The sequence below is a fragment of the Nesterenkonia sp. K-15-9-6 genome, from assembly GCF_052656005.1.
The window spans coordinates 135,949-148,105 of record NZ_JBQYEY010000003.1; the positions used below are offsets into that span (position 1 = coordinate 135,949).

General features: G+C 70.4%; 8 protein-coding genes. 7 read left to right on the forward strand and 1 reads right to left on the reverse strand.

Going from position 1 to position 12,157, the window contains the following annotated elements; all coding sequences use genetic code 11:
• Window positions 1–113: 113 nt before the first annotated feature.
• Window positions 114–3,722, reverse strand: a complete 3,609-nt coding sequence (locus tag SD455_RS02960) for a proline dehydrogenase family protein (RefSeq protein ID WP_445507196.1) — start codon at window positions 3,720–3,722, stop codon at window positions 114–116.
• A 245-nt stretch (window positions 3,723–3,967) separates the two neighbouring features.
• On the opposite strand from SD455_RS02960, the gene SD455_RS02965 reads away from it, so the two are divergent.
• The 7 genes from SD455_RS02965 (at window position 3,968) to SD455_RS02995 (ending at window position 11,964) form a co-directional block, all read left to right on the forward strand.
• Entirely contained in the window at window positions 3,968–5,386 is a 1,419-nt protein-coding gene (locus SD455_RS02965; RefSeq protein ID WP_445507197.1) for a GntR family transcriptional regulator, read from the forward strand.
• A gap of 268 nt (window positions 5,387–5,654) precedes the next feature.
• On the forward strand, window positions 5,655–6,662 hold the full coding sequence (locus SD455_RS02970; RefSeq protein WP_085437926.1) for a LacI family DNA-binding transcriptional regulator: 1,008 nt from the start codon (window positions 5,655–5,657) through the stop codon (window positions 6,660–6,662).
• Between the two features lie 131 nt (window positions 6,663–6,793).
• Window positions 6,794–8,140, forward strand: coding sequence for a sugar ABC transporter substrate-binding protein (locus tag SD455_RS02975; protein ID WP_083277306.1), 1,347 nt, complete (start codon window positions 6,794–6,796; stop codon window positions 8,138–8,140).
• Window positions 8,137–9,117, forward strand: a complete 981-nt coding sequence (locus SD455_RS02980) for a carbohydrate ABC transporter permease (protein ID WP_445507198.1) — start codon at window positions 8,137–8,139, stop codon at window positions 9,115–9,117. Before SD455_RS02975 ends, SD455_RS02980 begins: the two co-directional genes overlap by 4 nt.
• A 7-nt stretch (window positions 9,118–9,124) precedes the next feature.
• Window positions 9,125–9,937: a carbohydrate ABC transporter permease gene (locus SD455_RS02985; protein ID WP_070158893.1), complete on the forward strand. Its 813-nt coding sequence runs from the start codon at window positions 9,125–9,127 to the stop codon at window positions 9,935–9,937.
• A 57-nt stretch (window positions 9,938–9,994) separates the two neighbouring features.
• Entirely contained in the window at window positions 9,995–10,822 is an 828-nt protein-coding gene (locus tag SD455_RS02990; protein ID WP_311025462.1) for a ThuA domain-containing protein, read from the forward strand.
• Window positions 10,819–11,964: a Gfo/Idh/MocA family protein gene (locus tag SD455_RS02995; RefSeq protein ID WP_445507199.1), complete on the forward strand. Its 1,146-nt coding sequence runs from the start codon at window positions 10,819–10,821 to the stop codon at window positions 11,962–11,964. Before SD455_RS02990 ends, SD455_RS02995 begins: the two co-directional genes overlap by 4 nt.
• Window positions 11,965–12,157 lie beyond the last annotated feature (193 nt).

The following is a 12,157-nucleotide window of genomic DNA, read 5'->3' on the forward strand; positions in this document are numbered from 1 at the left end:
CAGCACGACGGCGGCCCGCCTCCCAGCCCGGTGATCCCGGGCGGGGGCGGGCCGCCGTCGTCGTGCGAGGGTGTGACCGTGAGACCACCGGCGCTTCCGCGCGGTGCCCGGCCTCAGCCCTTCAGCTCGTCGGCCAGCTCATGGAAGGCCGGGCTGGGGTTGCCGAAGCGGTGCAGGGTCATGGAGACCGCCTGCTCCTTGACCCAGTGGCGCAGCTCCACCCGCCCGGAGGCGGTGACGGCGTCGTCCAGCAGCGCCACCTCCGGCCGCGGAGCCAGGGCCTGTCGCACGGAGTCCTGGAGGGCCCCGAGCACGCGCACCCGCACGCCGACGCCGGTGTCATGGGATCCGTCCGCCAGTGCGGAGGTGAAGGCGTCCACGGTCTCCTTGTGCAGCGCGAGCCCGAGCTCGTCGGCGAGGGACTTCACGGTCTTCTTCACCGCCTTGTCGACCTTCGGGTCGTAGGACACGGAGACGTCTGAGCCGGCGGCCGCGGCGGCGGCCAGGGTACGCGCCGCCTCACGAGCCTCGGCGTCGTCGCCCACCCGCAGCAGCACGGCCTCCGGAAGGTAGCGGAACACGTTGGCTTCGGCCTGCAGGCCGGTCCTGTCGACGCCCACACCGAACTCGCGATCCCACCAGACGGCGTCGTCGTCGATCGCGGTGCGCAGCCAGGCCAGGTCGGCGTCGTCGAGCAGTCCCTTGTCCTCCACGGCGCCCAGCACGGCGGCCGCCGCACCGTTGACGGCCCGCGGGGTCTCGACGGCGGCGCCCGCTGTGGGGGTGGACGCGGCGTCGGCCCACCGGCCGAACAGCATGACGTAGTTGGGGCCGCCGGCCTTGGAGCCCAGACCCACCGAGGACTGCTTCCAGCCGCCGAAGGACTGGCGCTGCACGATCGCGCCGGTGATGCCGCGGTTGACGTAGGCGTTGCCGGCCTCCACCCGCTCCAGCCAGGTGCGGACCTCCCGCGGCTCCAGAGAGTGGATTCCGCCGGTCAGCCCGAAGTCCACGGCGTTCTGCAGCTCGATGGCCTCATCCAGATCCTTGGCCCGCATCAGGCCCAGCACCGGGCCGAAGACCTCGGTCCTGTGGAAGAAGGAGCCCGGCTTCACGCCCTCCTTGATGCCCGGGGACCACAGCTTGCCGGTCTCGTCGAGCTGCTTCGGCTCCAGCAGCCAGCGCTCACCCTCCTCCAGGGTGGTCAGCGCCCGGTGGAGCTTCTCGCTGGGAAGCTCGGTCAGCGGACCCACCGTGGCGGAGAGGTTGGTGGGCCAGTCCACCACCATCGAGGAGGCGGCGTCCACCAGCTGGCGGCGGAACCGCTCGGAGCCGTACACGCTGCCCACCAGGATGCCCAGGGAGGCGGCCGAGCACTTCTGCCCGGCGTGGCCGAACGCGGAGTTCACCAGGTCCTGGACAGCGAGGTCGCGGTCCGCGGACGGGGTGATCACCAGGGCGTTCTTCCCGGAGGTCTCGGCATTGATCTGCAGGTCAGGCTTCCACGAGCGGAACATGGCGGCCGTCTCGGAGGCACCGGTGAGGATCACCCGGTCCACGTCCGGGTGGCTGACCAGCTTCTGGCCGGCCTCCCGCTCATCCGGGTAGACGCCGTGGAGCACCTCGCGCGGCACACCGGCCTCCCAGAGGGCCTCCAAGATCGCCATCGAGCAGTGCGGGGTGGGCTTCGAGGGCTTGTGGATCACCGCAGCGCCGGCGGCCAGCGCGGCGAAGGTGGAGCCGGCGGGGATCGCCAGGGGAAAGTTCCACGGAGGGGTCACCAGCACCAGCCGGTCCGGGGTGAACTCGGCATGCTCCACCTGTTCCAGCTCCAGGGCCCGGTGGGCGTAGTAGCGGGCGAAGTCGATGGCCTCCGAGACCTCGGGGTCGGACTGGGCCACCGACTTGCCGACCTCGGCGGCGGCGATGGAGACCAGGTGACCCCGCCTGGCCGCGAGGATGTCGGCGGTGCGGTACAGGACGGCGGCGCGCTCGGCCGCCGGGCGGGCGGCCCACTCGACGGCGGCGGCCCGGGCGCCGGAGGTCAGCGCGTCGACGTCGTCGATGCTGATCTGCTCCGGCACGGGCTGGGCCTCCAGCCAGCCGGGCTCAGCGGCGCGCTCCAGCGCCTCACGCGCCCATTCCTGGTTGGCCGGAAGGGAGGGGTCGGTGTCCGGCTCGTTGACGAAGTCCGGGACGCCGGTGGCGTAGTCCGGGGAGGCCAGGGCGGCTTCGGCCAGACTGTGCCCCTCCTCACGGCGGTCCTGGGTGTGCTGCGGCGACGGCGGCAGATGGCCGTGGCTGCGCAGGATCTCCGCCAGAGTGTCCACCGAGGCGCGGAAGCGGTCCTCCTCCCGGCGGAAGACGTGGCTGCCGGGCTGCAGGTCGAAGATCCCGGACATGAAGTTCTCGCTGGAGGCGTTCTCCTCCAGCCGGCGCACCAGATAGGAGATCGCCACGTCGAACTCGGCGGGGCGCACCGCCGGCACGTAGAGCAGCAGCTGGCCGACGTCGGAGCTGACGGCCTCGGCCTGTTCGGTGGCCATGCCCTGCAGCATCTCGAACTCGAGCCGGTCGCTGACGCCGCGCTGCACGCCGAGCAGGTGGGCGAACGCGATGTCGAACAGGTTGTGCCCGGCCACGCCCAGGCGCACGCCCGCCATGTTCTCCTGGGTGAGCAGCCAGTGCAGCACGAGCTTGTAGTTGGCGTCGGAGGCCTCTTTGGACTCGCAGACCACGCGGGGCCAGCCGGCGATCTCCGCGTGGACCGTCTCCAGGGCCAGGTTGGCGCCCTTGACCAGACGCACCTTGATCCCGGCGCCGCCGTCGGCGACCCGCTGGGCGGCGAAGCCGGCGAGGTCCTGCATGGCGGCCAGGGCGTCAGGCAGGTAGGCCTGCAGCACGATGCCAGCCTCGAGGTCCGTGACCTCCGGCAGGGACAGCAGGCGTTTGAACACCGCGATGGTCAGGTGCAGATCGCGGTACTCCTCCATGTCCAGGTTGATGAACTTGGTGCCGGCCGGTGCCTTGGCGGCCTCCTGGTACATCGGCACCAGGCGCTCGACCACGTAGTCCACCGTCTCCTCGAAGCCCCACATGGACAGCTGGGAGGCGATGGAGGAGACCTTGATGGAGACGTAGTCGACGTCGTCGCGGCGCAGCAGCCGCAACGTGTCCTCCAGGTGCTTGTCCGCCTCGGCCTCGCCGAGCACGGCCTCGCCCAGGAGGTTGATGTTGAGCCGGTGGCCGTCCTTGGTGAGGGTGTGCACGGCCTTGCCGAACTGCTTGTCCCGGGCGTCCACCACCATGTGGCCCACCATGGAGCGCATGCGGGCCCGGGCGGCGGGGACGACGACGTTCGGCAGCATCCGGCCCAGCGCAGAGCCGGCGGTGATCTGGGCCCGGTCCAGAGCGTTGAGGGTGTCCGGGGCGATGCCGCCCAGCTCGGACAGCGCCTGGGCGGCGGCCTTGGTGTCCTCGGTGCGGATCACGCGGTCCACGAATCCGACCGTGAAGTCGAGCCCGTGCGGGTGGGAGAGCACGGCGGAGAGCCGCTCGGCGGAGGCGTGGGGCTTCGTCCCGGCGCGCTGAGTGGCCTCGAGCCACTGGGTGACCTTCCCGACGGCGGCGTCGGCCAGGGCCGTCAGCTCGGCCTGGGCCTCGGGGAGGGGCTCGAATCCGTCGGCGGACGGGGCGGGGGTGTGCTGGAGATCTGCCGTCATGATGCCTCGCTGGGGTCTGGGGTGAGCTGTGCGGGGGCGGCACCGGTGCCGGGAGGAGCAGCGGTGGTCCGTGGGCGGCCCGCGGGCCGGGACGTGCCCGCTCGGGGTGACCGGACGGGCGTGCGGCCGAGGCGCGGGCCTTCCGGCGGGTGCGCGTCGATGCTTTCTGCCAGTGTGCGCTGTGGCATTCGGACGGGGGAAGGGTGATCGACCCCACGGTGGCGAAGATGAGTCAGAATAGGGTCATGACTGCGTCCCGGGGGCGGCCCCGCATCCAGGAGACCGCCGATGAGATCGTGGCCAGCGTGCTCGCGACGGCGGGTCCGAGGGTCAGCACCGCCGAGTTCTCCACCCGACGGGTGGCCGAGCTGACGGGGTTGAGCCAGTCGGTGGTCTCCCGGGCCTTCCGACGGATCCGTCGCGCGGGGGAACACGCCGGACGGCGCGGTGGCGAGCGTGGCGGCGAGGATGAGGCGATCGAGACGATCCGGGCGGTTGAGATGTCGGGGCGTGCGTTGCGGCTGGGGCGCGTCCGGGTGAGCTTCCCGGAGATTCTGGTGGAGTTCCGGGAGGTTGCGCCGGCCGAGGAGCGCACGGTGTCGCCGCGGCCGACCGCGTTCGGCCGACGCGCCGCCGCGGTGATGGCGGCTCTGGAGGTCTCGGGCGCCCGTGGCTGGCCGGAGCAGGGGGAGGCTGTGCCGGCCAGCGGAGAGTCGGCCCGGGGGCTGCGGGTGGTGTGGCGGCCAGGAGCCACCGGCTGGGAGGAGTTCGCGGGGTCAGTGGCGGGGCTGCTGGACCGTTGCCTGCCGGTGGACGACGCCGTGCCGGGGGATCTGCTGCAGCAGCTGGCCGCCCGGGCGGGGCGCGGGCTGCATGGGGTGGACTGGCGGCGGGGCGAGCCGGTGGAAACTCGTCAGTTTTCTGACTCAGAATCGTTGGCAGTGCCCGAGTATCCGGCCCCGGGGCGGGCGAGTCGGTGGCTGCCGCATGCGCAGCTTTCGGTGACCGAGCAGATCGCGATCGCGCTGCGCAAGGAGATCATGAATGCCGGGTACCGTCCGGGGGACCGGCTGAGTGCTGCGCCGCTGGCCTCTCGGCTGGGGCTGGGGGCCGGCACCGTGCGCACGGCGATGCGGCGGCTGGCGGACGACGGCCTGCTGGCTCCGGGCGCCGGTGGGTTCAGCGTGCCGCAGGTGACGGGTGCCGACGTCATCGACCTCTATGCGGCCCGACTCCACGTGGGGATGGTGCTGCTGCGCGGCTGTGCGGAGCAGCCGCGGCATCGGCTGCTGCCGGCGCGCCTGGCGCTGGGGGCGGTGGAGGCCGCGGCCAGGGAGGGAGGCGGCGCCGACGTCGACCAGGCTGACCTGCAGTTCCAGCAGGAGCTGGCCGATGCGGCGGGGCTGGATCAGTCCGCCCGCAGCTTCCATGCGCTGACCCTGCGGGTGCGGATGTTCATCTCCGTGCTGCAGCTGGACTACACGCCGGCGGTGGAGAGGATCGTCCACGATGATCGCCGACTGATGGCGGAGCTGATCGCCGGCCGCGCGGAGGAGGCGGTGCGCACCTGGCGGGCGAAGCTGGACAACGCGGTGCGCCACATGTCGGCACTGGCTCCCGAGGCCTTCGACGCGGACCTGTGGGCGCGACTGAGCCGGGCGTAGGGGTGGCGCGGGTGGGGATGAGGTCGGCCGTGCCGGTCTGTCCCCCTCCCCTTCGTCTTTCCCCGACTGATAGCGGCTGGACGGACGAACAGCACGGGGACGAACAACTCGGGGACGGACCGTGGAGGGCGGCCGAAGGGGCAAGGGAGTCTCGAGGGCGGGGGTTGCATCTCTGCCCTCGATGTGACTAGAGTCACGGCTGTATCCCAAGAGTCGATACGCATCGACTTCTCGTGACGGGAGAATCTCGGCAGAAGGAGGTGGTTCTGTGGGTCGTGGTCCGACCAGCAAGGATGTCGCACGGCTGGCCGGCGTCTCGCAGAGCACGGTCTCCTATGTGATGTCCGGGAAGCGGTCCATCTCTGCTGAGACGCTGCGGCGTGTGGAGGAGGCGATGGCGGCGCTGAACTATCAGCCGCACGCCGGAGCCCGCGCTCTGGCGGGCAGCCGGACGAACACCATCGCGATCGTCATGCCGTTCGCCTCGGCCTACGACGCCGGTCAGCTGATGGCCTTCGTCGAAGAGTTCGTCCTGGCCGCCCGGGTCCACGACTATGACGTGCTGCTCGTCACGGCGGAGGAGGGGATCGAAGGCCTGCGTCGGATCACCGGAGGGCGCCAATGCGATGCTGCGGTGGTCATGCAGGTCACTGCGCAGGACCAGCGTGCCGATCTGGCTCGCACCCTCGACTTCCCGGTGATCTTCATCGGAGTGCCGGAGGACACCACCGGCCTGGCCTGCGTGGACTTCGACTTCGAGGCCGCCGGGAGGCTCCTCGTCGAGGAGCTCGCCGATCTGGGGAACACTCGCCTCAGCGTCCTGGGTTGGGGAGCCGACTCGGTCGACCGGGACTACAACTACATCGGTCGCTTCGCACGAGGGGTCACGGGGGCGGCGGAGGCCCATAGGCTTCCTGTCGACTGGCACCTGGCGCCGGCGGCCGACGGCTTCGCCGCGGTCCTCGACGCGGGTCTGCATCCCGACGGTGGCCGGACGGGGATCATCATGACGGCCGGTCTCTCCGGCGGGATGCGCGCGCTCGCCCTGCGCGGACTGGTCCCCGGGAGGGACGCCGACGTCGTCGCTCTGTGCACCGAGGCAGAGGCCGAGGAGCAGGTGGTTCCGCTGACCGCAGTCTCCACCCAGCCCCGAGACGTGTCCCGGATGGTGGCCGAACGGCTGTTCGCGCTGATCGATGCAGGCCGTCCGGCCCAGGAGGGCGTCGACATCGTGACCGCCACGCTGGTCCGCAGGGCATCCACCGGGAGGGCCTGACCCAGTTAGGGGGTCTGTGCTGCAGTGCAGGCCCCCGACAGTCCAGAGTTCCGTGATCTGAAGGAGAGTCCATGGTTCTGCACCCAGCAGTTCTGCACTCACTGTCGATACGTATCGATAGGTGATGCGCGATGAGCAGACGAACACACCACCACGCCCAGCAGGGCCGCGCCGGGTCCAGCCGCCATGACGGTGGCCCGCGCGCCGGCCTGAAGGCGCTCGGGCTTCGGTCACCCGGCCTGACGCCGTCCCGCCCGGCGTCGTCGGGACTCACCCGGCGCAGCCTGCTCTCCGCCGGGATCTTCGCTCCGGCCGCGGCGCTGCTGAGCTCCTGCGGAGACACCGGGCGCACCCCGGCGGATACCCTGCGGGTGATGGACTCGTACTCCAATGATCCGGACTACGGGATCATCGGCGAGGCGCTCCAGCAGGCCGCGGACACGGTCGGGGTGAAGCTCCAGCGTGTGGCGGTCTCCGGCCAGTCCCTCATTCAGCGCGTGCTGCAGCAAGGATCCTCGGGCACGTTGCCGGACATCCTCATGCTGGACAACCCGGACCTGCAGCAGATCGCCGCCACCACGGCGCTGCGCTCCTTCGACGAGCTCGGAATCCCCACCGCGGGATACCACGACGGCGTGCTGGACGCCGGCACTTATGACGGGCAGGTCTACGGTGTGGTGCCGACGGTCAACACGATCGCCCTGTTCTGCCGCACTGCCATGTTCGAGGATGCCGGGCTCGACTATCCGCGCACCTGGGAGGAGCTGCGCCGCTGTGCGACCGACCTGACCCAGGGGACCCGCTATGGGATCGCCTTCTGCGGCAATGCCACCTACGAGGGCACCTGGCAGTTCCTGCCGTTCTTCTGGTCCAACGGCGGGGACGAGCGGCATATCGGCACCCCGGAGGCGGCGGAGGCCCTCGGTCTGCTGTCCGACCTCGTCCAGGAGGGTTCGGCGTCGTCGTCGGTGCTGAACTGGGGTCAGGCTGATGTGAAGGATCAGTTCGTGGCCGGGCGCGCGGCGATGATGATCAACGGGCCGTGGCAGCTCCCGGAGCTCTCCGGCCTCGAGGACCTGGACTACGAGATCGTCGAGCTTCCGGTGCGGGACTCGGCCCAGCGCTCCGTCGCCCCGCTGGGGGGTGAGGCTTGGACGGTCCCCGCCACCGGCGATCGTGACAAGGAGGAGCTGGCCGCGGCGGTGCTCACCGAGTTCCTCTCCGACTCCAGCGTGCTGTCCATGGCCGAGCAGCGGTTCACCGTCCCCGGCCGGCCGGGGCTGACCGCAGAGTTCCTCCGGCGGCGCCCGGAGATGGACACGTTCACCGACCTCATTCCGGACGCCCGGGCGCGCACGGCCCAGCTGGGCGAGGACTGGCCCACCACGGCCTCGGCGCTCTACACCGCCGTGCAGCTGGCGGTCTCCGGGCAGGCCACCCCCGCCGAGGCACTTCACCGAGCGGAGGAGTACGTATGAGCATCACCAGTGTCCACGAGGCGACGACGGCACCTACCGCACCCGGTCAGCGCGGGGAAGGCCATGCCGCGCCGAGGGTCTCTGCCCGGGCCAGTGCGTGGCGCCACCGGCTGGTGACGGCCCTGTTCATCGGTCCGGCCGTGCTCTACATGCTCCTGTTCTTCGGCTACCCGGTGGTCCAGAACGTCATCATGGGGTTCCAGCACTACACGATCACCACCTTCTTCACCGGGGAGGCGCCCTGGGCCGGATGGTCCAACTACACCGAGGTCCTGACCAGCCCGCTGTACCGGACCGCGGCGGCCAACACCGTGATCTTCACGGTCGGCTCGATCCTGGGCCAGTTCCTGTGCGGCCTCGGGCTTGCACTGTTCTTCCGTCGGCGGTTCCCGCTCTCCGGGGCGCTGCGCTCCCTGATTCTGCTGCCCTGGCTGATCCCCCTCATCGTGGCCAGCGCGGTGTGGAAATGGCTGCTCGACACCGACGCCGGTGCGTTGAACCGGGTGCTCATCGGGTCCGGGCTGGTGGAGTCCGGGATCCCCTGGCTGTCCTCCACCGGCCTGGCCCTGTTCACCGTGATCATGGTGAACATCTGGATCGGCATCCCGTTCAACGCCGTGATCCTGCACGGCGGTCTGCAGACCATCCCGCAGGAGCTCTACGAGGCGGGATCCATCGACGGCACCAGCCGCTGGCAGGCGTTCCGGCACATCACGTGGCCGATGCTGCGGCCCGTGGTCTCCGTGGTGCTGGTGCTCGGCGTGGTCTACACGCTGAAGGTCCTGGACATCATCCTGGGGCTCACCGAAGGTGGTCCGGCCAACGCCACGCAGACGCTGGCAACCCAGGCCTATCAGCTGTCCTTCGCCACGTTCGACTTCGGCCAGGGCGCGGCGGTCAGCAACATCCTGATCCTGATCTCCCTGCTGTTCGCGGCCGTCTATCTGCGCCTGAACCGGCGTCCCGTCGACGAGTGAGGTGCCCATGAACACGGTCCGACACCCCAAGCTCAACACTGCCCTGGGACTGGTGATCATCGCCGTCCTGCTGTTCCCGATCTACTGGATGGTCAACGCCTCGCTCCAGCCCGGCGGAGCCACGGTGGACACCGCCTGGCTGCCGCTGAACCCGGACCTCGCCGGCTACCGGACCGCGTTGGAGGAGCAGGGCGGAAACCTGGTGACCAGTCTGATGGTCGCCGTCGGCAGCGTGGCGCTGTCCCTGGCGGTCGCAGTCCCGGCGGCGTACGCTCTGGTCCAGTTCCGCATCCGCTGGGCGGACTACCTGCTCTTCGGCGTGCTGATCAGCCAGATGATCCCCGGCATCGTGATCGCCAACGCCCTGTACAACGTGTACGCGGAGATCGGCCTGCTGAATTCGATCCCGGGACTCATCCTGGCCGACTCCACGGCAGGGATCCCGTTCGCGATCCTCATCTGCCGTGCCCTGATGGGCTCACTCCCGCCGGCGTTGGTGGAGGCTGCCCACGTGGACGGCGCCGGACCGGTGCGCGCGTTCCTGTCCGTGGTGGTTCCGGTGAGCCGCAACGCCATCATCACCGCGGGGCTGTTCACCTTCCTGTTCACCTGGGGTGACTTTCTCTTCGCCCTCACCCTCACCACCACGGAGGAGGTCCGCCCCGTCACGCTGGGCATCTACAACTACCTGGGCGCCTATGTGAACGACTGGAGCTCCGTGATGGCGACGGCGGTGCTCGCGTCGTTGCCGGCAGTGGTGCTGCTGGCTGTGGCGCAGAAGTACGTCGCCGCCGGGGCCACTGGTGGAGCCGTCAAATGAGCGTCGCCGCCACCCGACCTGCCGTACCTGACCCTGACAATCGACAAGGATGGACCGATGACATCTGCTGACCAGCCCGCCCCCTCTCTGGCCTTCGCCCGTCCGATCCGGGTGACCGTCTGGGGCGAGAACCGCCACGAACAGGTCGAACCCGAGGTCGCCGCGCGCTACCCGGACGGGATGCACGGGGCGATCGCCGACGGCGTCCGCCACAACCTCGGTGACACCGCCGAGGTCCGCACGGTCACGCTCGACGACCCCGAGCACGGCCTCACCGAGGAGGCTCTCGCCGCCACCGACGTGCTGATCTGGTGGGGTCACGCCGCCCACGGAGAGGTGGCCGACGACGTCGTCGAGCGCGTCCACCGGCACGTGCTGGACGGCATGGGGCTGATCGTGCTGCACTCCGGGCACTGGTCGAAGATCTTCATGAAGCTCATGGGCACCACCTGCACGCTGCGCTGGCGCACCGAGCATGACCGGGAGCTGATCTGGACGGTGGACCCCACCCACCCGATCGCCCAGGGCATCCCGCATCCGATGATCATCGACGAGGACGAGATGTACGGGGAGCACTTCGACGTTCCTGCCCCCGACGAGCTGATCTTCCTCTCCACGTTCTCCGGCGGGGAGGTGTTCCGCTCCGGGATGACCTACCGCCGCGGCTACGGGAGGATCTTCTACTTCCGGCCGGGCGACCAGGACTTTCCCACGTACTTCCATGAGGGCGTGCGCCGGGTGATCTCCAACGCCGTGCAGTGGGCGGTCACCCACCGGCCGGAGCGGACCACCCCGACTCTGCTGCGTTATGAGACCGAGGACTTCTACACGGGGCACGGCTACGCGGGTCCGATGGACTCTGATGCTGAGGAGGTGCGCGCATGAGCACCCCGCTGATCCTCGTCGGCGCCGGCGGAATGGGCCGGGCCTGGCTGCAGACCATCCTGGACGAGCCTCGGGCCGAGCTCGCCGGCGTCGTGGACCTCGACATGGAGGCCGCCCGCGCCGCCCTGGCCGAGGCGGGCCGTCCGGACGTGCCCGTGGGGGCCGACGCCGTCGCGCTCGCCGAGCGGACCGGCGCCCAGGCGGTGGTGAACGTGACGATCCCGCGCGCCCACCACCCGGTCACCACGGCGGCGCTGACGGCCGGGCTGCCGGTGCTGGGGGAGAAGCCCGTGGCCGACACGCTGCCCCGCGCCCTGTCCCTGGCCGCCGCCTCGGAGGTCACCGGACAGCTGTTCATGGTGAGCCAGTCGCGCCGGTACAACCAGCAGCTGTTCACCCTCCGTGCGCAGGCGCGCGGCCTGGGCGCGCCGGGCGCGTTGGTGACCGAGTTCTTCAAAGCTCCCCGCTTCGGGGGCTTCCGGGAGCGGATGGTCCACCCGCTGCTTGTGGACATGGCCATCCACCCCTTCGACGCCGCCCGGTTCCTGCTCGACGCCGAACCGGTGTCCGTGTACTGCGAGGAGTTCAACCCGCCGTGGTCCTGGTACGACGGCGACGCCGCGGCCAGCGCGATCTTCGAGATGGAGGGCGGCTCCCGGTTCGTCTACACCGGCAGCTGGTGCAGCCCGGGGCAGGAGACCTCCTGGAACGGGTCGTGGCGGCTCTCGGCCGAACACGGCACGGCCGTCTGGGACGGCGAGGAGGCGCCGGTGGCGGACGCCCCAGATCGCGCGCCGGAGGCAGTCAGCGGCAGGTTCGGTGACGCCGACGCCGACGCCGACGATGGCGCCGTCGCGCCGGGGGAGGGCATCGCCGGGGCGCTGGTGGAGTTCCTGGACGCCCTGGAGGCCGGCCCGGGCGGCACAGCGCCGATGGGCGAGGTCCACCAGAACATCATGAGCCTGGCGATGGTGGAGGCCGCCGTCGAATCGGCCTCCCGCGGCGGGCGCGTGCGGGTCGACGAGGTGCTCGACAACGCCTGGCGGCAGGCGCTCGCCATCGAGTCCCGTGGCGATGTCCGGGCACGACTGGCCGCCTGGCCCTCGGTGCGCGCGGCGCTGACACCGCCGGCGAGGGTGTGAGGCGGCGGATCGGTGCAGGGATCGTCTCTCTGTGAGAGATCGTCCCCTGATTTAGGGACGATCTCTCACAGAGAGACGATCCGCGCGGGAAGGGCCCGACCCGGACCGAACTTTCCCCGGTGGCGAACAGGCGCCCCAAAGCGGTCACACCCCCGTAGCATCGAGAGTGAGCATCAACGCGAGGAGTGTCATT